A 21,251-nucleotide genomic window follows, 5' to 3' on the forward strand; every position below is an offset into this window, starting at 1 on the left:
CGATCTGTTTCGCTATAGGACACAAGCAAGGGGCACGAAACGTGGCAGCACCGCAGAATTACTTGGCCGTCATCAAGGTCGTCGGCATCGGCGGCGGTGGCGTGAATGCAGTTAACCGAATGATCGAAGTCGGCCTTCGCGGCGTCGAGTTCATCGCCATCAACACCGATGCCCAGGCTCTCCTCATGAGCGATGCGGACGTCAAGCTTGACGTCGGACGCGAGCTCACCCGCGGTCTGGGAGCCGGCGCCAATCCCGACGTCGGACGCCAGGCCGCCGAGGACCACGCCGATGAGATCGAAGAGGTCATCCGCGGAGCCGACATGGTCTTCGTCACCGCAGGCGAAGGCGGCGGCACCGGAACCGGCGGCGCCCCCGTCGTGGCCCGGATCGCACGCTCGCTCGGCGCCCTGACCATCGGTGTCGTCACGCGGCCCTTCACCTTCGAAGGCCGCCGGCGCGCCGGTTCCGCCGAGGCTGGAATCGACGCCCTGCGCGATGAAGTCGACACCCTCATCGTCATTCCCAACGACCGCCTCCTGTCCATCAGCGACCGTAACGTCTCCGTCCTGGACGCTTTCCGTTCCGCTGACCAAGTGCTCCTCTCCGGTGTCCAGGGCATCACGGACCTCATCACCACCCCCGGCCTGATCAACCTCGACTTCGCCGACGTCAAGTCGGTCATGCAGGGTGCAGGCTCCGCTCTGATGGGTATCGGCTCGGCCCGAGGCGAAGACCGCGCCGTCAAGGCCGCAGAGCTCGCCATCGCCTCACCGCTGCTGGAAGCGTCGATCGATGGCGCCCACGGCGTCCTGCTCTCCATCCAGGGCGGTTCGGACCTTGGCCTGTTCGAAATCAACGAAGCCGCCAGGCTCGTGCAGGAAGTGGCCCACCCCGAAGCCAACATCATCTTCGGTGCCGTCATTGACGACGCCCTGGGTGACGAAGCACGCGTCACGGTCATCGCCGCCGGTTTTGACGACGTCAAGGCCACGTCGCCGTCGATGAACCAGTCCGTTTCCCAGCAGCCAGGTCAGCACCAGGCCCCTGCGGCCCCGGACCGCCCCGCCGCGCCTTCGGCTGCCCCGGCCTACTCCGCGCCGCAGCACGTCGCCGCTGGCGTCGGCGCTTCCGGCCTGAGCAACTGGGGCCAGCAGCGCCCATCGGCTTTGCCGGCCGACTCCGGCTTCGACGTCGACCTTCCCGCCGTCGTCGAACCGGACCTTTCGGGAAGCCGCACCGACGACCTCGATGTTCCGGACTTCCTGAAGTAGCCCGTTCCGTTCAGACCCACCCAGGAGAGTCAGCCAGTAGTGTTTTGGTGGCAAAAAGAAGTGCGGCCCGGAATTTCGGTCGCCTTCTCCGATGACCATGCGGGCAACCTTGCACTGCACGTAGCGGACAATCCTGACGATGTCATGGCGCGCCGGGCCCGGCTGGAAGCAGCAGCGGGGCTTGGCGAACGGCATTTCCAGTACATGAACCAGGTCCACGGAAAAGCCGTTGAATTCATCGCCGCGCACGGCGACGGGCCAACCGCTGACGCCATGGTGTCGAGGGGACAGCCTCTCGCCGTCATGGTGGCCGACTGCGTCCCGGTCGTGCTGTTGGGCGAAGTGCCGGAAGAAATCGATCCGGTCCTTGCCGTGGTCCATGCAGGCCGGCCCGGCGTCGCAGCGGACATCGTTTCGGTCACAGTGGCGAACATGCGAAACCACGGTGCGGCGACCATCAGCGCATGGGTGGGCCCTTCCATCTGCGGTCAATGCTACGAAGTTCCCGAACAGTTGCGGGCGGACGTAGCCGCCGTGGTCCCTGAAACCTGGTCAACAACCTCATGGGGTACGCCCGCTCTGGATCTGCCCGCCGGTGTGCGTGCCCAGCTGAAAGCCCTCGACGTCACGATCGAGTACTCGGGGGAGTGCACGCTGGAGACCCCCCGGCTCTACTCTTACAGGCGCAACCAGCACACAGGCCGCTTCGCAGGTTTGGCGTGGACGCATGAGTGAGAATTTCCCCACAGCGGAAAGCGCTGAAGGCGATCCTCGGACGGCCGAGCTGCGCGAACGGCTCGCCGCGGTCCGCCAGCGGATTTCGGCGGCAACCGTGGCGGCGGGGCGAAGCGAAGAGCCGCAACTGATAGTCGTCAGCAAGTTCCATCCCGCAGCGGACGTCGCCCGGCTGGCGGCGCTCGGCGTGACGGACGTCGGTGAGAACCGCGACCAGGAAGCGGCCGCGAAGTCCGCCGAGCTCGCCGGACTCCCGGTGCGTTGGCACTTCATCGGTCAACTGCAAAGCAACAAGGCCAAGTCCGTGGCGAAGTACGCGTTTTCCGTGCATTCGATCGACCGTCCGCAACTCGCCGAGGCCCTCGCCAAGGCTGTTGCCCGGCAACAGTCCGAGTCCGGCAGGCCGGACCTCGACTGCTACATCCAGGTCAGTCTTGAGCACGACGCCGGCGCCCACCGCGGCGGTGCCGCTCCGTCCGACGTCGAGCGCCTCGCCGAATCCATTGCTTCCGCCACCGGACTGCGCCTGGCCGGCGTGATGGCCGTCGCGCCGCTCGGCGCGCCCCCGGAGGAAGCATTCGAAAAACTCGCCGCCATATCGCGGGATCTGCGCAGACTGCATCCGGATGCCGCGGGGATATCCGCGGGGATGAGCCAGGACCTCGAAGCCGCCGTTCAATTTGGCGCGACACACCTGCGGATAGGCTCGGATATTCTCGGTTCGCGTCCGCGGGTGGGGTAGCGTCAAAGTATTGGAAGCGACGGGCCGGGATTTCAGCGATGTCAAGTCATGGGCGGCCCGCCTACTGCAGACACGATAGGAGTCCAGCATGGCTGGCGCACTGCGCAAGACAATGGTTTATCTTGGGCTCGCCGATGGCGATGAACACTACGAGTCTGAGCAGCACGTGCAGCACACGGACGAGGAACGGTCTGTCGACCACAATCGTGAAGAGCGCCGCGTCGCTGCACCTGTACGTGAAGTAGTCCGTGAAGTCCCCCCTGTCGCCGAAGAGGAATACCGCGCACCCGTGACACCTATCAAGCGTGCGGCATCAAGCCGCGAAGACGCCTCCGGACTGAGGCAGATCACCACCGTCCATCCCCGCTCCTACAACGACGCCAAAGTCATCGGCGAAAGTTTCCGGGACGGCATCCCCGTGATCATGAACGTCACCGACATGGGCGAGGGAGACGCCAAGCGCCTCGTCGACTTTTCCGCCGGGTTGGTCTTCGGACTCCATGGCAGCATTGAACGCGTCACCAGCAAGGTTTTCCTGTTGTCGCCGTCGTACGTGGAAGTCCTGGGCGACGACAAGAAGGTCAGCGAAGCCCAAGCAACGTTCTTCAACCAGAGCTAGCACAGTCACCAAGGATGCCAGGCAGAGCGATCTGCCTGGCATCTGTGTTGCAATAGAGGGACTGACCGAGAAAAGTGGCGAACTAGGAGATCTGAGCTAACCCGTGGGCATAGTTTTCGGCCTTTTGTACATTGCATTGCTGCTGTTCCTGGTCACCCTCATCATCAGGCTCGTCTTCGACCTGGTGCAGATGTTCGCGCGCCAGTGGCGCCCCCGCGGCGCTGCCTTGGTGGCCGCGCACGTGGTGTATTCCGTGACTGATCCGCCCTTGAAAAGGATCCGCCGGCTGATTCCACCACTGCAGCTTGGCGGGGTATCCCTTGACCTGGCCTTTCTGATCGTGTTTATTGTCGTCAGCATCGCGATGGGATTCGTCTACACGCTGGCGTAGCTTTTCCGCAGGCCGCTTGCCGTCGATCTGTTTTCTTCGGCTGGCGGGCTGCAATCCTCCGACCCAACACGATGGTGTTGAATTGGGGGAATCAGATGATATTTAGGTACCGTAGTTTTGAACGGCCGGAAGGCCTACTGACTAACTAGACCAACGAGGTGACCAGATGGCTTTGACGCCAGAAGACGTTGTCAACAAGCGCTTTCAGCCGACCAAGTTCCGCGAAGGCTACGACCAGGACGAGGTCGACGACTTTCTCGACGAAATCGTCGTCGAGCTGAGGCGCTTGAACCAAGAGAACGACGAGCTGCGCAAGAAGCTCAGCGAAAGCGGAAACCCGGTCCCTGCCAACGCAGCATCGGCACCCGTGGTCGAGAAGGTGCCCGCCCCGGGGAAGGCTGACAAGGACGCGCAGGCCAAGGCAGAAGCCGAAGCGAAAGCTGCCGAAGCCGAGAAGAGGAAGGAGCCGGCCGTTGCCGCCGCTCCGTCCGCACCTTCGGCCGGCTCTCCGTCCGCCGAGTCCGCAGCCGGCCTCCTCGCCATGGCCCAGCAGATGCACGACAAGCACGTGGCCGATGGTGAGCAGCAGAAGGAAAAGATCATTGCCGAGGCACAGATCGAAGCCTCCACCCTCGTCAACGACGCGCAGGACAAGTCCCGCAAGATCCTCGGTGCCCTTGAGCAGCAGCGCAGCGTTCTCGAACGCAAGGTCGAGCAGCTCCGCGGCTTCGAGCGCGACTACCGCGCCCGCCTGAAGGCCTACATCGAAGGCCAGCTGCGTGACCTGGATGCCCGCGGCTCAGTTGCGGCTCCTGAGGTCGGCGAAGCCGCCGCAGAGGTCTAGCAAGTATTCTGAAAGCCGGTGGCTGGGGATTCCTCGGCCGCCGGCTTTCGCCTGTTAAGGCGCCAGAAGCAACGGTTACCGAATGAAAGTACTATGAGCGACGAACAAACTGACGGCACCACGGAGCCGGTCCGCATCAAAGCCCACACGTGGCGTCCCGCACTGCTTTGGGTCTTTGCAGGCTTCGCCGCGTTCGCGTACGCCTTCGACCAACTGACCAAACTCTGGGTCACCAGCACCATGGTCGAAGGCGAGCGGATCCCTGTCCTTCCTCCGCTCCTGCACTGGTACTACATCCGGAACTCGGGCGCTGCGTTCTCCATCGGTGAAAACGTCACCTGGGTCTTCACGATCGTCATGGCGGCCGTTTCAGTGGTGATCCTGTTCCAAGTGCGTCGATTGGGCTCGGTCTGGTGGTCGCTGGCACTCGGCCTGCTGCTGGGCGGCGCACTAGGAAACCTCACGGACCGCCTCTTCCGCGAACCTTCCTTCGCCATGGGCCACGTGGTGGACTTCATCCAGTTGCCCAACTTCGCTATTTTCAACATCGCAGACTCGGCGGTGGTTTCCAGCGTCGTGATCATCTGCCTGCTGACCTTGCGGGGGATCGGCCTCGACGGCTCCCGCCACCACTCCGCCGGTTCCGCGCCGGCCAAGGCCGCCACGCCGGAGGACGGGGATCCGGGCGATGTCTGAGCAATTCGTGGTGCCCGAAGAGCTGGGCGGGGCCAGGGCCGACGCGGGCTTGGCGAAACTGATGGACGTCTCCCGCTCCGCCGCCGCATTGCTGATCGCCGAGGGCAACGTCACCATCGCCGCGAACCCAGTGGGTAAATCGGCGAAACTCGTTGCCGGGTCCGTGCTGGAAGTCACCGTTCCCGAACGCAGGGATCCCTTGGAAGTCGTGGAGGAAGTCGTGGAAGGCCTGAATATCCTGTTGGACGATGACGACTTTGTCGTCATCGACAAGCCCGTAGGCGTGGCGGCGCACCCGTCTCCGGGTTGGGTCGGCCCTACCGTGGTGGGTGGCCTTGCCGGCGCGGGATACCGGATCTCAACGTCCGGCGCGCCTGAACGTGCCGGCATCGTCCACCGTCTCGACGTCGGAACCTCCGGCGTCATGGTCGTGGCCAAGAGCGAGCAGGCCTACACGGTACTCAAGCGGGCCTTCAAGGAACGCACAGTGGACAAGGTGTACCACGCAGTGGTCCAGGGCCTGCCGGATCCCTTGGAGGGCACCATAGACGCGCCCATCGGGCGCCACCCGGGGCATGATTGGCGTTTCGCGGTGATCGAGGATGGCCGTCCCTCTGTAACGCACTACGAAGTCCTCGAGGCCTACGGCAAGGCGACCCTCGTGGAAATCCACCTCGAGACAGGCAGGACACACCAGATCCGGGTTCATTTCTCGGCCCTCAGGCACCCCTGTGCGGGCGATCTGACCTACGGGGCGGACCCGCGCCTGGCTGCCAACCTGGGACTGACCCGGCAGTGGCTGCACGCGCGGCGGCTTGGCTTCAACCACCCCCGGACCGGCGAATGGGTGGAAGTCACCAGCCAGTACCCGGCGGACCTGCAGTATGCGCTGGAACTTCTTGAAAGCGGCAACGCTTAGGGGATCCACGCCTCCAGCGCGCCACTGCAACTGCGCGGGCCCTGCCGGTAGACTGTCGTGGTGACTTCCAGCAATGACTCGTTCGTCCATCTGCACACCCACACCGAATACTCCATGCTGGATGGAGCAGCCCGTCTCACCGAGTTGTTCGACGAGACCGAGCGGCTGGGAATGCCCGCGTTGGCCACCACGGACCATGGATACCTGTTCGGTGCCTTCGATTTCTGGAAGAAGGCCACGGACAAAGGCATCAAGCCGATCATCGGCGTCGAAGCCTATGTCACGCCGGGCACGGCGCGCGGCGACAAGGAACGCGTCCGGTGGGGCGACGAGAGCCAGCGCAAGGATGACGTCTCAGGTGGTGGTTCCTACACCCATATGACGCTGTTGAGCTACAACAACGTCGGCATGCGCAATCTGTTCCGGGCATCCTCGATTGCTTCCCTCGACTCGGTATTCGGCAAATGGCCCCGCTTGGACCGGGAGCTGCTGAACACCTATTCCGAAGGCCTGATCGCCACCACCGGGTGCCCTTCCGGTGAAATCCAGACCCGCCTTCGGCTCGGGCAATACCGCGAGGCACTGGCTGCGGCTTCCGAGTTCCGCGACATCTTCGGAGCGGAAAACTACTTCTGCGAACTCATGGACCACGGCCTGGACATCGAGCGGCGGGTCACCGGCGATCTGCTGCGTTTGGCCAAGGAGCTGAAGCTTCCCCTGGTGGCCACCAACGACCTCCACTACACGCATGAGCATGACGCGAAGGCCCATGAGGCCTTGTTGGCGATCCAGTCGGGCTCCACCCTGCTCGAGCCCACCTATGACAACGGCGGCTCCCGATTCGCCTTCTCCGGCAGCGGCTACTACCTGAAGTCCCCGCAGGAGATGCGCGAGCTGTTCCGCGACCATCCCGAAGCCTGCGACAACACCTTGCTGATCGCAGAGCGTTGCGACGTGTCCTTCAACACGGGCGCGAACTACATGCCGCGGTTCCCCTGCCCTCCCGGCGAGGACGAGACCTCCTGGCTCGTCAAGGAAGTAGCCGCGGGACTCGATTACCGCTACCCTAACGGCGTCCCGGACAAGGTGCGCAAGCAAGCCGACTACGAGCTTGACGTCATCACATCCATGGGCTTCCCCGGATACTTCCTGGTGGTGGCCGACTTCATCAACTGGGCCAAGAACAACGGGATCAGGGTAGGCCCGGGGCGTGGTTCGGGTGCGGGCTCCATGGTGGCTTACGCCATGCGCATCACCGACCTCGACCCGCTCGAACACGGCCTGATTTTCGAGCGCTTCCTCAACCCGGACCGTGTGTCCATGCCCGACTTCGACGTCGACTTCGATGATCGTCGCCGCTCCGAGGTCATCGACTACGTCACCCGGAAGTACGGCGACGAGCGCGTGGCCATGATCGTCACCTACGGCACCATCAAGACCAAGCAGGCGCTCAAGGACTCCTCCCGCGTGCTCGGCTACCCGTTCAGCATGGGTGAACAGCTCACCAAGGCCCTGCCGCCGGCCGTGATGGCCAAGGACATCCCCCTGTCGGACATCCAGAACCCGGAGGCCAAGCGCTACGGCGAGGCCGGAGACTTCCGCCAGCTGATCAGCACCGACCCGGAGGCCGCCAAGGTCTTCGAGACCGCGCTGGGCATTGAAGGGCTGAAGCGGCAGTGGGGCGTGCATGCCGCCGGTGTCATCATGTCTTCGGACCCCATCATCGACGTCATTCCCGTCATGCGCCGCATCCAGGACGGCCAGGTCATCACGCAGTTCGACTACCCGACGTCCGAAGGCCTCGGCCTGATCAAGATGGACTTCCTCGGCCTGAGGAACCTGACGATCATTTCCGACGCCCTGGAGAACATCAAGATGAACCGAGGCATCGACCTCGATCTTGAGCATTTGGCGCTGGACGACACGGCGTCGTACGAGCTGCTGGCGCGCGGGGACACCTTGGGCGTCTTCCAGCTCGACGGCGGGCCCATGCGCTCGCTGCTCAAGCTCATGAAGCCTGACAACTTCGAAGACATCTCCGCCGTGTTGGCGCTGTACCGGCCAGGTCCCATGGGCGCCAACGCGCACACGGACTACGCGCTGCGCAAAAACAAGATCCAAGAGGTCATCCCGATCCACCCGGAGCTCGAGGAACCGCTCGCCGAAATCCTCGGCGGAACGTACGGCCTCATCGTGTACCAGGAGCAGGTCATGGCCGTGGCGCAGAAGCTGGCCGGCTACTCGCTGGGTCAAGCCGACATCCTGCGCCGGGCCATGGGCAAGAAGAAGAAATCAGAACTGGACAAGCAGTTCGCCGGCTTCTCCCAAGGCATGCAGGACAACGGCTACTCCATGGATGCCGTCAAGACCTTGTGGGACATCTTGCTCCCGTTCTCCGACTACGCCTTCAACAAGGCGCACTCCGCCGCGTACGGAGTCATCTCCTACTGGACTGCCTACCTCAAGGCCCACTACGCTCCCGAATACATGGCCGCCCTGCTCACTTCCGTGGGCGACGACAAGGACAAATCGGCGATCTACCTCAACGAATGCCGCCGCATGGGCATTACTGTCCTGCCGCCGGACGTCAACGAGTCAAGCCTCAACTTCACCCCGGTCGGATCCGATATCCGCTTCGGAATGGGGGCCATCCGCAACGTTGGCGTCAACGTGGTGGAAGCCATGGTGGCGGCCCGGGCGAGCGAGGGTGCCTACACCTCCTTCAAGGACTTCCTCATGAAGGTTCCGGCGGTCGTCTGCAACAAGCGCACCATCGAGTCCCTCATCAAGGCAGGGGCGTTCGACTCCCTCGGCCATCACCGCCGGGCGTTGGCCATGGTCCACGAAGAAGCGATCGACTCCGTCATCACCCTCAAACGCAATGAGGCGATCGGCCAGTTCGATCTTTTCGCCGGATTCGAGGACCAGGAGCCGCAGGCCTCACTCAGCACGGAGATCCCGGACCTGCCCGAATGGGAGAAGAAAGACAAGCTCGCCTTCGAACGGGACATGCTTGGACTCTATGTCTCGGACCACCCCTTGCAAGGGCTTGAGGGCGTGCTGAGCCAGCATGCCGAGCAGTCGATCACGTCGATCCTGGGAGAAGACGGACCGCACGACGGCGCCATCGTCACCATTGCGGGCATGATCACCTCGCTCAGCCGCAGGATCGCCAAGGCAAGCGGCAACGCCTACGCCCGGGCGGAGATCGAAGACCTGGGCGGTTCCATCGAGGTCATGTTCTTCGGCCAGGTCTACGGCCCCATCGCTTCGGTCCTCGCGGAGGACCTGATCGTGGTGGTCAAGGGCCGCCTGCAGCGGCGCGACGACGGTGCGGTCACCTTGAACTGCATGGAGCTCTCGGTTCCGGACCTGAGCGAAAGCACCAACGGTCCCCTCGTCATCACGATGCCCACCTACAAGGCAACCGAGGCCGTCGTGACTGATCTTCGCGATGTTTTGACCACCCACCGGGGAAATTCCGAGGTCAGGCTCCACTTGCAGGGCGACTCCAAGGTCGAGGTCATGGGCCTGCCCGTGCACATGCGCGTGAATCCCACTCCATCACTTTTCGGTGACCTCAAGGTACTTCTCGGCCCGACCTGCCTGGACAGCTAACTAGATCTCCCGGGACAGCTAACTAGATCTCATAGTCAAGCGGGACGGGCTGGCCGTACGAGCCGGAATGGTAAAGCAGGGGAGTATCGTCCTCGCCGACCAGTCCGTCGACTACCTCCACCACGACGATCGCGTTGTTTTCGAAAGACAGGCGCATCTGGATCTTGCCGATCAACCAGCCGGCGACGTTCTTGAGGATGGGGACATCGAACGGGCCCGGTTCCCAGTGGTCGCCCTCAAACCGTTCCTGGGTGCGGGCGAAGCGGTCAGCGAGGGCCTGGTTCTCAAGGCCGAGCATGTGCAGGCCGATATATGTCGAATTCGCCACTGCGGGCCAGGAACTGGAGCTGCGGGACATGTTGAACGTGAAGCGTGGCGGCTCCGCGGACAGGGAAGCCACGGAGGTCGCAGTGAAGCCGAAAGGCTTGCCGTGGAGGTCGGCAGTGATGATGGCCACGCCGGCGGCATGCCGGCGGAACATTTGCTTGAAGGTTGCTTCAAAAGCCGGATTGTCCGAAGCCACTTTACCGATCTCCTGCGTGAGCTATTGGTAATAACGCTGGTGGATTCAGCGTATTCCGCTGCTCGCCCGGACGCTTGCTCGTTGAGCGTCCAGAAACGTTTGTTAATGTTTGTGTCATGACCAAGCCGACATCGAACCTTCTCGACTCCGGTCCCACGAGGGACACGGACCCGGACATGGGCACGCGGGCCCGCACATGGTGGCTGTGGCTCGCCGTGCCTGCAGCCTCGGGCATCGGGCTGGGTCTCGCATGGTGGCTGCTGGCCCCGGGCGGCCTCAACGTGATCTCCGGAAAACCTGCCCTCGCCGATCCCGCAGCCTCGGCCGGGCGGCTTCCGAGGGACTTGGTCCTGGCCGCGCTTCTGCTGCTTTCCGGCTGCTTCACGGCGGTCCTGCTCGATAGCAAGGTCCGGAAGCCGGGACACGGCATCCGCACGTTCCTGGCAGTCCTTGGTGGAGCGGCAGGGGCTTTGGTGGCCTGGCAGACAGGGTTGCTGGCCGCACAGTGGTGGGGTCCGGCCGCAAACGGAAGTGAAGGCTTCACCTTGCGGGCGGCGACGGCACTCCTGCTGTGGCCGGGGTCGACGGCCCTTGTGACATTCCTCCTGACTCTTTTCAGCTTGATGGGAAAGCAGCCGGAGGCACCGCCGCTCGCCCCGTAAAATGATCTGGTGACCATTTCTCCGGAGAATCCTGCCGAAACCGCCGCCCAGTCCCTGGACTTCCGTCGCATTGACTTGCGCGGACGGTCCCTGACCTTGGCGGAACTGCGCGCCGTGGTGCCCCGGGCGAAGCATCAGACCATGGCGGACGCAGAGCAAAAAGTCCTGGACATCATGGCGGCCGTCCGTTCGCGCGGCTTCGAGGCGCTTGGGGAGTTCGCGTTGGCGTTCGACGGCGTGGAACAGTCCCACCCCCGCGTGCCCGCCACCGCACTTGCCGAAGCCCTTGAAAACCTGGACCCGTCAGTCCGCGCGGCACTGGAGGAATCCATCAGCCGTGCCCGGCGCTTTGCCGATGGCCAACGGCCCGCGAACGTCGATGTGGAACTGGGGGACGGCGCCGTCGTCAGCCAGAACTGGGTACCCGTGGGCCGCGTGGGACTGTATGTTCCCGGGGGCCTGGCCGTCTACCCGTCCTCGGTGATCATGAATGTTGTTCCGGCGCTGGCTGCCGGGGTCGCATCGATCGCTTTGGCTTCCCCGCCCCAGAAGGACTTCGGCGGCTTGCCCCACCCCACCATCCTGGCCGCAGCCGCTTTGCTCGGGATCGACGAGGTCTATGCCATCGGAGGTGCGCAGGCGATTGTTTCCTTTGCCTACGGCATCCCCGGGGCCGGCGATGATCAGCCCATCGAGCCCGTGGACGTTGTGACCGGCCCCGGAAACATCTTCGTGGCCACCGCCAAGCGGCTTGTGAAAGGCGTCGTGGGGATCGACTCCGAGGCCGGCACCACCGAGATCGCCATCCTGGCTGATGCTTCCGCCCGCCCTGCGCTCGTGGCCGCGGACCTCATCAGCCAGGCAGAGCACGACCCCAAGGCGGCATCTGTCCTGATCACCGACTCCGAGGAACTCGCCACGGCCGTGCAACGGGAACTCGCGGTCCAGGCAGGAACCACGAAGCACGGCGAGCGGGTCACCACGGCATTGTCGGGCCCGCAGTCAGGCGTGGTGCTGGTGGACGATATCGAGCAGGGCATCGCGGTCTGCGATGCGTACGCGGCAGAGCACCTGGAAATCATGACGGAGGCCGCAGCCGCGGTCGCCGCAAGGATCCGCAACGCGGGCGCGATATTCGTGGGAGACTACAGCCCGGTCAGCCTCGGAGACTACTGCGCAGGCTCCAACCACGTATTGCCCACGAGCGGTACCGCAGCCTTCTCTTCCGGACTGAACGTGACAACATTCCTGCGCGCGGTCCAGGTGATCAACTACGACAAGGCCGCCTTGGAACAGGTCAGCAGGCACATCGTGAGCCTCGCCGATGCCGAAGACCTTCCCGGCCACGGCGACGCCGTCAAGATTCGTTTCGCGGAGACCTGAACCACTACATGTATGGGTCACAACCACTACATATAGTAATTACAGTCTTGTCATTAGGCCTTATGTAGCCGTAAACTGGTGCCGGAAGTCAAACTTCCGGCACCTTTTGCGTTCCCGGCCGAGGCCGCAAGGACAGGGGTCGGAACCGAACAGGGGAGGCCCAGCGTGTATTGTCCGTTCTGCCGGAACCCCGACTCACGCGTTGTGGACAGCCGGATGGCCGACGACGGCTCGGCCATCCGCCGGCGGCGCCAGTGCCCCGAATGCGGGCGCCGTTTCACTACCGTGGAGACCACCAGCCTTTCCGTCATCAAGCGTTCAGGCGTGGGCGAACCCTTCAGCCGGATCAAGATCATCAACGGCGTTCGCAAGGCCTGCCAGGGGCGTCCCGTGACTGAGGACGACCTTGCGATGCTGGCCCAGGAAGTCGAGGAAAACATCCGCTCTTCAGGTGCGGCGGAAATCGACGCCCACGAGGTCGGCCTGGCCATCCTTGGACCACTCCAGAAACTGGACGAAGTCGCCTACTTGCGGTTTGCCAGCGTCTACCAGGCCTTCGAATCGCTTGAGGACTTCGAGTCGGCCATTTCGCTGCTTCGCCACGAAGCCGAAAGCGCAGCGGCCGAAAGTGCAGCAAAGGGCGCCAAGGGCAAGAGCTCCGAGAAGAGCCCTATTTAGCTCCGGCGGTGGCAGACGACGGCGCACCCGCGGGCACGCCGTCGTCCATCCGGAAGGCTGCTGCGCTACTTTGCGAGCTTGTGGTGGAGGGCGACGTCCAGCGCGGCCCCCACGATTCCGGCGTCGTTCTTCAGCTCCGCGGTGACGATGCGGGTCCGCAGCTTCAGATGCGGGAAGTACTCGTCCGAACGCTTTGAAATACCGCCGCCGATGATGAAGAGTTCGGGGGAGAAGAGGAACTCGACGTGGGAGAGATAGCGCTGCAGCAGCACGCTGTACTCTTCCCAGCTCAAGCCGTCGCGTTCACGCGCGACCGCGGATGCCTTCGTTTCGGCGTCGTGGCCGTCCACTTCGAGGTGGCCGAGCTCGGCGTTGGGCACGAGGTGCCCGTTGAAGATGAAGGCTGAGCCGATGCCTGTGCCGAGCGTGATGACCAGGACCGTGCCGTCGACGCCTTCGCCTGCGCCGTAGCGGGCTTCCGCGAGACCGGCTGCGTCGGCGTCGTTGATGACCTCGACGGGCCGGTCCAGCCGCTTGGTGAGCAGCGTATCAATGTCGGTGTCGAGCCAGGACTTGTCCACATTGGCAGCAGAGCGGACCACGCCGTGCTGGATGATTCCGGGGAAGGTAACTCCCACGGGCGAACCCTTGGCCGGAGCATCCTCGCGGGCCGACAATTCTTCGACGATCTGTGCGATCACTTCGGCGACGGCTCCGGGGGTGGCGGGCTGCGGCGTGGGGATACGGAGGCGCTCCCCGAGCAGCTTGCCCTTCTTGAGATCGACGATGCCGCCCTTGATACCGGTGCCACCGACATCGATGCCGATCAGCGGGCCGTTCTTGTGGATCTTCTCATCCTTCTTGGTCAATGCGTTTCCGTTCATGGCAGGAGGGGTGGGCATGTCGCAGCACGAACGGCTGCAGGTGACCTTCCGGAGAGCTTACGGAAGAGTCAGGATTTCGGCGCCGGTCTCGGTGACCAACAGGGTGTGTTCGAATTGTGCGGTCCGCTTGTGGTCGCGGGTGACTACCGTCCATTCATCGGGCCACATGTCCCATTCGATCGTTCCGAGGGTGAGCATGGGTTCAATCGTAAAGACCATGCCTGCTTCGATCACGGTGTTGTAGGCCGGCGCGGCGTCGTAGTGGGGGATGATCAAGCCCGTGTGGAAGGCCTCGCCGACGCCGTGGCCGGTGAAGTCGCGGACCACGCCGTAGCCGAAGCGTTTCGCGTAGGACTCGATGGCCCGGCCGATCACGTTGATTTCGCGGCCCGGCGCTACGGCCTTGATGGCCCGGTTAAGGGACTCGCGGGTACGTTCAACCAGGAGCCGGGACTCTTCGTCTACGTCCCCCACCAGGAAGGTGTAGTTGGTGTCACCGTGGACGCCGTTGATGTAGGCCGTGATGTCGATGTTCAGGATGTCGCCGTCTTCTACGACGGTGCTGTCGGGAATCCCGTGGCAGATGACCTCGTTGAGCGAGGAACACAGGGACTTGGGGAAGCCGCGGTAGCCAAGCGTTGACGGGTAGGCGTGGTGGTCCAGAATGAACTCGTGGCCGATCCGGTCCAACTGGTCCGTCGTGACGCCAGGCTCGACGTGCTTGCCGACTTCGACGATCGCCTGGGCAGCAATTTTGCTGGCGATGCGGATCTTCTCGATGGTTTCCGCCGATTTGACCTCTGAACCGGTGAACTTCGCGGGTCCCGGTTTGCCCACATACTCCGGGCGCGGGATGGACGCCGGTACAGGCAGCTGTGGGCTGACGGTTCCACGGGTGAGCGTGCCGATGGGTGCGGTCAGAGCGGGAGAAGGCATAGATTGATCATATAAGGGACGCACGAGACGCAAGTAACTAAGTAGCTAAATATCGGCCCGGACGAAGGGCAACCGGCCCCGCCGGGGTTACGGCGGGATGCGCAAAGGAGAAACCGTGGCGGAGTTCTGGTACAACGTTCAGACACACCAAATCGAAGAGGACGCGTTGTCCGACTGGTCCCAGCTGATCGGTCCTTACAAGACCCGCGAGGAAGCCGAGCATGCCCTCGAAAAGGTCAAGGCCCGCAACGAAGCGTGGGACAAAGACGACGAGGACTGAAGCTGTGTCCTCCTAGAAAGAGTGTTCCGGGCCGGGGAACTGACCGGACCTGACGTCGTCGGCGTACGCCTTCGCTGCTTCGCCCAAGGTGGTGCGCAGATCCGCATATTGCTTCACGAACTTGGCCATCTTGCCGCCGCGCAGTCCGGCCATGTCCTGCCACACCAGAACCTGTCCCGTGGTGGCGTTGCCTGCACCGATTCCGATTGTCGGAACGTCGATGGCTGCGTCGACGGCGGCTGCGGTTTCCGCGGGAACCATCTCCATGAGCACGCAGAACGCTCCGGCATTTGCGAGGGCAACGGCGTCTTCGACCAGGCGCGCGGCGTCATCGCCCCGGCCCTGGACGCGGTAGCCGCCCAGGGAGTGTTCGCTCTGGGGCGTGAAGCCGATGTGGGCCATGACGGGTATGCCTGCCTGGACCATGGCCCGGACAGTTCCCGCGTAGAACGCGCCGCCTTCGATCTTGACGGCGTGCGCCAGGCCTTCCTTCAGGAAGCGGACACCTGTTGCCACTGCCTGCTCCGGCGACACTTCGTAGCTGCCAAAGGGAAGGTCTGCCACCACCAAGGCACGCTTGGCGGATCGGGCCACCGCGCGGCACAAGGGGAGGAGTTCGTCGACGGTCACAGGGAGGCTGGTTTCGTTGCCGAAGACGTTGTTGGAGGCCGAGTCGCCTATCAGCAGGACTTCGATGCCGGCCTGGTCGAAGATTTCAGCCGTGTATTGCTCGTAGGCAGTCAACATGGCAAAGCGCTCGCCCTTGGCCTTGGCCTGTTGAAGGTGATGGGTGCGGATCCTGGCGGCGGGCTTCGGCGTTGAAGCCTCCGCTGAAGCCCCGGAACCTGCAGCGGCAGGTCCGGTTCCATAAGGCGCGGGAACTTCGGCGGGCATGCTGGAATCGGAACTGTTGCTTGGGGCCATGAATAGAGCGTATGCGGTACCGGCCGTCCTAGCCACCGGCGCATGAGGAGCCTCACATTTGTAAACGCTGTGTTACGCGAACTGGGGGTGCAGCCATTCCGGGCCAATGCTTAGTAGAGTGAATGCTGAGTTGTCGTCGGCTTCGAACCCCGAACCCGCGGCATGGACGTTGACCCGGAAATGAGGCCCCATGGACCGCCAGCAAGAGTTCGTTCTGCGGACTATCGAAGAGCGTGATGTGCGCTTCGTACGCTTGTGGTTTACCGACGTCGTCGGTTCCCTGAAATCGGTGGCACTTGCACCGGCAGAAGTGGAAGGCGCCTTCGAGGAGGGCCTGGGTTTCGACGGCTCGGCGATCGAGGGCCTCGCCAGGGTTTTCGAATCCGACATGCTGGCCCAGCCGGACCCCTCCACGTTCCAGATCCTTCCGTGGCGTGGTGAAACCGAGCAGACCTCCAGGATGTTCTGCGACATCCTGACCCCCGACGGCGAGCCGTCGGCTGCCGATCCCCGGAACGTGCTCAAGCGCACCCTCGCCAAGGCGGCGGACATGGGCTTCACGTGCTACACGCATCCTGAGATCGAGTTCTACCTCCTCAAGTCCCAGGACCTCGACGCCAACGGCGTTCCTGTACCCGTTGACGAGGGCGGCTATTTCGACCACGTGCCCGGCGGTGTGGCACAGGACTTCCGCCGCACGGCCGTCACCATGCTCGAATCCGTGGGCATCTCCGTCGAGTTCAGCCACCACGAGGGCGGACCCGGCCAGAACGAGATCGATCTCCGCTACGCGGATGCCCTCCAGACGGCGGACAACATCATGACGTTCCGCACGGTCATCAAGGAAGTGGCCCTGCAGCAGGGTACCTACGCCACGTTCATGCCCAAGCCGTTCACGGACCACCCGGGTTCAGGCATGCACACGCACTTCTCGCTGTTCGAGGGCGACACCAACGCCTTCTACGAGGCCGGCGCCGAATTCCAGTTGTCCAAGACCGCGCGCCAGTTCATCGCCGGTATCCTGCGGCACGCGCCGGAATTCACTGCCGTCACCAACCAGTTCGTCAATTCGTACAAGCGTCTCTGGGGCGGCGGCGAAGCGCCGAGCTACCTGAGTTGGGGCCACAACAACCGTTCCGCCCTGGTTCGTGTGCCGCTCTACAAGCCGGGCAAGGGCCAGTCCGCACGGATCGAGTACCGCGGGATCGACTCCGCCACCAACCCGTACCTCGCCTACGCCGTGTTGCTGGGTGCCGGGCTCAAGGGCATCGAGGAAGGCTACGACCTTCCAGCCGCGGCGGAAGACGACGTTTGGTCGCTGACCTCGGCCGAGCGCAAGGCGATGGGTCACACGCCGTTGCCGGCCAGCCTCCACGACGCCATCCGCGCCATGGAGGATTCCGAACTCGTCGCGGACATCCTCGGCGAGCAGGTCTTTGACCACTTCCTGCGCAACAAGCGTGCGGAATGGCAGGATTACCGGCTCCAGGTCACGCCCTACGAGCTCAAGCGTAATCTCGGCATTCTCTAGGCTGTGAGTGTGAGCCTGGCCCGCCGGCTCATCTCGGCCGGTTTCAGTGATCTTGAAAAGGGTGAACGGTTCCTTGCCGCGCGTGAACTCGACGGCATCGACCAGGAGACGATCTTTGCCGGCCTGCACCTGAGCGCCAACCCGGACACCGCGCTCCAGTCGCTTGTCCGTTTGATTGAGAAGCACCCCTCACTCAGGGAGCTTGCGGGGGAGGACCCTGATCGCAGCGAACCGCTTTACCGTTTGCTGGGCGCATCCGAGGCCTTGGGGGAGTTCCTGATCAGGCACCCGGAACATCTGGACGTCTTCGATGTCCGCGTCAGCCCGGAGCCCTTGTCCGCCGACGCCGGTGTGCTGCGGACGAAGCTGCTCCGATCGGTCAAGGCTGACCCCAGCTCTCCCCGGCCCGTTGCGGGGATGACGGGAGCCAGCGCCTACACCGCCCTGCGGACGGCTTACCGGCGCGGGCTGACCGAACTGGCCATCAAGGACCTCTGCGCCGCCAGTCCCCAGGACTTCATGCCGGCGGTCGGCGCCGAACTGGCCGACCTCGCCGGTGCGGCGATAGAAGCGGCCCTGGCGGTTGCCAGGGCAGAAGCCGCGGCGACTTTCGATCCCGCCGATATTGCCGGCGTCGGGCTGGCTGTCATCGGCATGGGCAAATGCGGTGCCCGCGAGCTCAACTACATTTCCGACGTCGACGTCATCTACGTGATCGAGGCGCCGAACCTGGAGGATGCCAAGGCCGCAACCATCGGTACGGCCTTGGCCGCCGGGATCTCCCGTGCCATTTCGTCCACGGGATCCGAACCCGGGCTGTGGGAGGTCGACGCGAATCTGCGGCCTGAGGGGAAATCGGGTCCCCTGGTCAGGACGTTGCCCTCGCACTTGAGCTACTACGCGAAGTGGGCTGAAAGCTGGGAGTTCCAGGCGCTCCTCAAGGCCCGGACGATCGCGGGGGACAAGGATCTGGGCTCCCGTTACGAGCAGGCCGTCCAACCTCTCGTGTGGGCTTCGGCCGGCCGGGAAGGATTCGTGGAATCGGTGCAGGCGATGCGCCGCAGGGTGACGAACAACATCGCCCCGGCAGAAGAACAGCGCCAGATCAAACTCGGTCCCGGCGGCCTGCGCGATGTCGAGTTCACTGTGCAGCTCCTGCAACTCGTCCACGGAAAGTCCGATGAAACGCTCCGTTGCCGGGATACGACGTCGGCAATAGCCGCGCTGTCCGCCGGTGGCTACATCGGCCGGGTGGACGCCGCGGCCTTCGACGCCGCCTACCGCTATCTGCGGGTTCTTGAGCACCGCATCCAGTTGTTCCAGATGCGCCGTACCCACCTGATGCCTACGAGCCAGGAGTCCTTGCGTTTCCTCGCAAAGGCCGTCCTGGGGCCCTTTTCGACGGGCAGGCCGCATCCGGACGCCCTGATCGAAACCTGGCAGAAAACCAAACGGTCCGTTCGCGAACTACACGACCGGATCTTCTACCGGCCGCTGCTCAACACGGCCGCGAAGCTGAGCACCGAAGACGCCCGGCTCACCCCGGAAGCCGCCCAAGGCCGGCTCGCTGCACTCGGCTACCGTGACCCGCAAGGCGCCATGCGCCACATCGAGGCCCTGACGGCAGGGGTCAGCCGCCGCGCCGCCTTGCAGCGGCAACTGCTCCCCATCCTTCTCGGCTGGCTCGCCGAAGGCGTGGATCCCGACGCCGGACTGCTCGCCTTCCGCCGCGTCAGCGAAGCCCTCGGGACCACCCATTGGTATCTCGGGATGCTTCGGGACTCCCAAGCGGCGGCTGAGCGGCTCTGCCACGTGCTCTCCAATTCACGTTTGATCGCCGATCTCCTGGAGGTTTCCCCGGAGTCCGTTGCGTGGCTTGGTTCCGACAAGGAACTTACGCCCCTTGGCTTCGAAGCGCAGTGGCAGGAAATCCAGTCCAAGATGTCGCGCCACGCCGATCCCGCGAACGCGATGCGGCTCATCCGGCTCATCAGGCGCCGGGAAATCCTCCGGATCGCCATTGCGGACAGTTCCGGCCTCCTGGAACAAGACGCGGTGGGCGCGGCACTGGCCGATGCCGACCGGGCAGCGGTTCTGGGCGCCTTGCACGTCGCCGAGACCATCGTGGCTTCCGAGGGTCTCCTCAAGACGCAAGTGCTGGTGGTTGCCATGGGCAGGCAAGGCGGACGCGAGATCGGCTACGGTTCGGACGCCGACGTCATGTACGTCCATCGCGCTCTTCCCGGCGCGAGTGAATCCGAAGCCCAGCAGCAAGCGCTTGCCATCGTGGGGCACATTTCCACTTTGCTGACCCAACCCCTCAAGCCGGCCATCCTGGCGGAGCGGGTCCTCAGCGTCGACGCCGACCTCCGCCCGGAGGGGAAGAACGGGGCCATGGTCCGTTCCCTCGAGTCATACGCGGAGTATTACCGGCGGTGGTCCCTCATCTGGGAAGCCCAGGCGCTGTTGCGGGCACAGCCAATGGCCGGGAACGACGAATTGGCCGCGGAGTTCCTCAGGCTCATCAACCCGATCCGCTACCCGGAATCGCTCGCGGAGACCGATGTGCGCGAAATCCGACGCGTCAAGGCACGGGTCGAATCGGAACGGCTCCCGAGAGGCGCGGATCCGGCCAGGCATGTAAAGCTCGGCAGGGGCGGACTCAGCGACGTCGAATGGCTTGTGCAGTTGCTGCAGCTCCAACACGCGGGGAAGCATCCGCAACTCCGGACGACGTCCACGCTGCGGGCCCTCGACGCCATTGAGTCGTTGGGCCTGATCGACAGGAGTGACGTTGTGTTGCTACGCGAAGCCTGGCGGCTCGCGAGCCGTATCCGATCGGCGAATGTGATCTGCACCGGACGTGCCTCCGATCTCCTCCCGGCCTCCCGCCGGGATCTCGAGGCAGTTGCCAGATGGTGTGGTTACGCTCCCGGGCAAGCGGCGGTGTTCGAGGAAGATTATCTGCGCCTGAGCCGGCGGACCCGGGCTGTGTTCGAGAAGGACTTCTACGGCCAGTGAGCTCCCGCTCCTGCCGGCCCGCGGTCCCGCCGTCCTGCGGAGCGCGGAGGCGGCTAAGCTCGAAGGATGCTGGAAACCGTGTGGCTCATTCCCTTGAAGGATCTCGACGACGATGCCCGCGCCATCAAGCTCGGCGACGTCGCGGCGATGGAATTGGCCGCGGGGCAGGAGGATTTCGTCGGGGATCCGTTCACGATGATGCTCATGGGTCTCGAAGACGAAAGCCGCCTGCCGTATGTGATCGAAGCGGCCGGTGCCGCCGTCGGAGTCTTCACCTTGCAGGCCGGGGCCGCGACCTTGGCGGGATGGCCCGACGACGATTCCGCGTGGCTCCTGCGCGGGTTCCTGATCGACCAGACGAGCCAGGGGAGGGGCCTGGGCTCCTTGTCGGCTGCAGCTGCGGCCCGGGAAGCGCAGAAACTGACAGGGAAGCTGGGTGGCGGCCAGGACGGCGTCGTACTCTCAGTTAACGAACGCAATCCCGCCGCCCAGGCGGCGTACGCAAAGGCGGGTTTTCTCCAGACGGGCAGGTACCTGGGTGGTTCCTCCGGTCCGCAATGGACGATGTACCGGAGGTTCGGCCGCTAGGCC

General features: G+C 64.0%; 20 protein-coding genes. 16 read left to right on the plus strand and 4 right to left on the minus strand.

Going from position 1 to position 21,251, the window contains the following annotated elements; translation table 11 throughout:
- Positions 1–41: 41 nt before the first annotated feature.
- The 9 genes from ftsZ to dnaE all read left to right on the plus strand — a co-directional run bounded on the left by ftsZ (position 42) and on the right by dnaE (position 9,838).
- Positions 42–1,274 carry a cell division protein FtsZ gene (gene ftsZ, locus AB0323_RS21895; RefSeq protein WP_366179215.1) on the plus strand — a complete coding sequence of 411 codons (1,233 nt, stop codon included), beginning with the start codon at positions 42–44 and terminating at the stop codon, positions 1,272–1,274.
- A 39-nt stretch (positions 1,275–1,313) separates the two neighbouring features.
- Positions 1,314–2,009 carry a polyphenol oxidase family protein gene (locus tag AB0323_RS21900; RefSeq protein WP_366179216.1) on the plus strand — a complete coding sequence of 232 codons (696 nt, stop codon included), beginning with the start codon at positions 1,314–1,316 and terminating at the stop codon, positions 2,007–2,009.
- Positions 2,002–2,751 (plus strand): YggS family pyridoxal phosphate-dependent enzyme, encoded by a 750-nt coding sequence (locus AB0323_RS21905; RefSeq protein WP_366179217.1) that lies wholly within the window; start codon positions 2,002–2,004, stop codon positions 2,749–2,751. The genes AB0323_RS21900 and AB0323_RS21905 overlap by 8 nt, the downstream gene beginning before the upstream one ends.
- 88 nt (positions 2,752–2,839) lie before the next feature.
- Positions 2,840–3,370, plus strand: a complete 531-nt coding sequence (gene sepF, locus AB0323_RS21910; RefSeq protein WP_366179218.1) for a cell division protein SepF — start codon at positions 2,840–2,842, stop codon at positions 3,368–3,370.
- A 103-nt stretch (positions 3,371–3,473) separates the two neighbouring features.
- Positions 3,474–3,761, plus strand: coding sequence for a YggT family protein (locus AB0323_RS21915; RefSeq protein WP_284983860.1), 288 nt, complete (start codon positions 3,474–3,476; stop codon positions 3,759–3,761).
- 166 nt (positions 3,762–3,927) lie between these two features.
- Positions 3,928–4,605: a DivIVA domain-containing protein gene (locus AB0323_RS21920; protein ID WP_366179219.1), complete on the plus strand. Its 678-nt coding sequence runs from the start codon at positions 3,928–3,930 to the stop codon at positions 4,603–4,605.
- A 93-nt stretch (positions 4,606–4,698) separates the two neighbouring features.
- Positions 4,699–5,301, plus strand: a complete 603-nt coding sequence (gene lspA / locus AB0323_RS21925; protein ID WP_366179220.1) for a signal peptidase II — start codon at positions 4,699–4,701, stop codon at positions 5,299–5,301.
- Positions 5,294–6,220, plus strand: coding sequence for an RluA family pseudouridine synthase (locus AB0323_RS21930; protein ID WP_364538201.1), 927 nt, complete (start codon positions 5,294–5,296; stop codon positions 6,218–6,220). Before lspA ends, AB0323_RS21930 begins: the two co-directional genes overlap by 8 nt.
- 60 nt (positions 6,221–6,280) lie before the next feature.
- The gene (dnaE, locus tag AB0323_RS21935; protein ID WP_366179221.1) at positions 6,281–9,838 is read left to right on the plus strand and encodes a DNA polymerase III subunit alpha; all 3,558 of its coding nucleotides are present in this window, start codon (positions 6,281–6,283) and stop codon (positions 9,836–9,838) included.
- A gap of 22 nt (positions 9,839–9,860) precedes the next feature.
- On the opposite strand, the gene AB0323_RS21940 is transcribed toward dnaE, so the two are convergent.
- Positions 9,861–10,361, minus strand: coding sequence for a flavin reductase family protein (locus tag AB0323_RS21940; RefSeq protein ID WP_364538205.1), 501 nt, complete (start codon positions 10,359–10,361; stop codon positions 9,861–9,863).
- A gap of 116 nt (positions 10,362–10,477) precedes the next feature.
- Between AB0323_RS21940 and AB0323_RS21945 the strand changes: the two genes are divergently transcribed.
- The 3 genes from AB0323_RS21945 (at position 10,478) to nrdR (ending at position 13,084) form a co-directional block, all read left to right on the plus strand.
- On the plus strand, positions 10,478–11,023 hold the full coding sequence (locus AB0323_RS21945; RefSeq protein WP_366179222.1) for a hypothetical protein: 546 nt from the start codon (positions 10,478–10,480) through the stop codon (positions 11,021–11,023).
- Positions 11,024–11,032: 9 nt separating this feature from the next.
- Complete coding sequence (hisD, locus tag AB0323_RS21950) at positions 11,033–12,406, plus strand: histidinol dehydrogenase (protein WP_366179223.1); 1,374 nt, start codon at positions 11,033–11,035, stop codon at positions 12,404–12,406.
- Between the two features lie 165 nt (positions 12,407–12,571).
- A complete protein-coding gene (nrdR, locus tag AB0323_RS21955) occupies positions 12,572–13,084 on the plus strand; it encodes a transcriptional regulator NrdR (protein ID WP_364538211.1) in 513 nt (170 codons plus the stop codon).
- Between the two features lie 65 nt (positions 13,085–13,149).
- Here nrdR and ppgK read toward each other — a convergent pair whose 3' ends face one another.
- Both ppgK and map read right to left on the minus strand, forming a co-directional pair.
- Positions 13,150–13,953 (minus strand): polyphosphate--glucose phosphotransferase, encoded by an 804-nt coding sequence (ppgK, locus tag AB0323_RS21960; protein ID WP_364538321.1) that lies wholly within the window; start codon positions 13,951–13,953, stop codon positions 13,150–13,152.
- A gap of 72 nt (positions 13,954–14,025) precedes the next feature.
- Positions 14,026–14,904: a type I methionyl aminopeptidase gene (gene map, locus AB0323_RS21965; protein ID WP_364538213.1), complete on the minus strand. Its 879-nt coding sequence runs from the start codon at positions 14,902–14,904 to the stop codon at positions 14,026–14,028.
- Positions 14,905–15,019: 115 nt separating this feature from the next.
- On the opposite strand from map, the gene AB0323_RS21970 reads away from it, so the two are divergent.
- Entirely contained in the window at positions 15,020–15,184 is a 165-nt protein-coding gene (locus AB0323_RS21970) for an SPOR domain-containing protein (protein ID WP_234753867.1), read from the plus strand.
- Between the two features lie 12 nt (positions 15,185–15,196).
- On the opposite strand, the gene panB is transcribed toward AB0323_RS21970, so the two are convergent.
- Positions 15,197–16,108: a 3-methyl-2-oxobutanoate hydroxymethyltransferase gene (gene panB / locus AB0323_RS21975; protein ID WP_364538215.1), complete on the minus strand. Its 912-nt coding sequence runs from the start codon at positions 16,106–16,108 to the stop codon at positions 15,197–15,199.
- 190 nt (positions 16,109–16,298) lie between these two features.
- Here panB and AB0323_RS21980 point away from each other — a divergent pair, with 190 nt between their 5' ends.
- The 3 genes from AB0323_RS21980 (at position 16,299) to AB0323_RS21990 (ending at position 21,248) form a co-directional block, all read left to right on the plus strand.
- Entirely contained in the window at positions 16,299–17,639 is a 1,341-nt protein-coding gene (locus tag AB0323_RS21980; RefSeq protein ID WP_284751784.1) for a glutamine synthetase family protein, read from the plus strand.
- A gap of 9 nt (positions 17,640–17,648) precedes the next feature.
- On the plus strand, positions 17,649–20,660 hold the full coding sequence (locus tag AB0323_RS21985; protein WP_366179224.1) for a bifunctional [glutamine synthetase] adenylyltransferase/[glutamine synthetase]-adenylyl-L-tyrosine phosphorylase: 3,012 nt from the start codon (positions 17,649–17,651) through the stop codon (positions 20,658–20,660).
- A gap of 66 nt (positions 20,661–20,726) precedes the next feature.
- Positions 20,727–21,248, plus strand: a complete 522-nt coding sequence (locus AB0323_RS21990; RefSeq protein ID WP_366179225.1) for a GNAT family N-acetyltransferase — start codon at positions 20,727–20,729, stop codon at positions 21,246–21,248.
- The last annotated feature ends 3 nt before the right edge of the window (positions 21,249–21,251 follow it).

It is taken from the genome of Arthrobacter sp. NPDC080031 (assembly GCF_040702485.1).
Lineage (GTDB): Bacteria > Actinomycetota > Actinomycetes > Actinomycetales > Micrococcaceae > Arthrobacter.

Bases quoted from the DNA above. Each gene is read 5' to 3' on its own strand.
- panB (WP_364538215.1), bottom strand. From the start codon at position 16,108: ATGGCCCCAAGCAACAGTTCCGATTCCAGCATGCCCGCCGAAGTTCCC.
- map (WP_364538213.1), bottom strand. From the start codon at position 14,904: ATGCCTTCTCCCGCTCTGACCGCACCCATCGGCACGCTCACCCGTGGA.
- AB0323_RS21905 (WP_366179217.1), top strand. From the start codon at position 2,002: ATGAGTGAGAATTTCCCCACAGCGGAAAGCGCTGAAGGCGATCCTCGG.
- AB0323_RS21945 (WP_366179222.1), top strand. From the start codon at position 10,478: ATGACCAAGCCGACATCGAACCTTCTCGACTCCGGTCCCACGAGGGAC.
- AB0323_RS21990 (WP_366179225.1), top strand. From the start codon at position 20,727: ATGCTGGAAACCGTGTGGCTCATTCCCTTGAAGGATCTCGACGACGAT.
- lspA (WP_366179220.1), top strand. From the start codon at position 4,699: ATGAGCGACGAACAAACTGACGGCACCACGGAGCCGGTCCGCATCAAA.
- sepF (WP_366179218.1), top strand. From the start codon at position 2,840: ATGGCTGGCGCACTGCGCAAGACAATGGTTTATCTTGGGCTCGCCGAT.
- AB0323_RS21920 (WP_366179219.1), top strand. From the start codon at position 3,928: ATGGCTTTGACGCCAGAAGACGTTGTCAACAAGCGCTTTCAGCCGACC.
- AB0323_RS21930 (WP_364538201.1), top strand. From the start codon at position 5,294: ATGTCTGAGCAATTCGTGGTGCCCGAAGAGCTGGGCGGGGCCAGGGCC.
- AB0323_RS21980 (WP_284751784.1), top strand. From the start codon at position 16,299: ATGGACCGCCAGCAAGAGTTCGTTCTGCGGACTATCGAAGAGCGTGAT.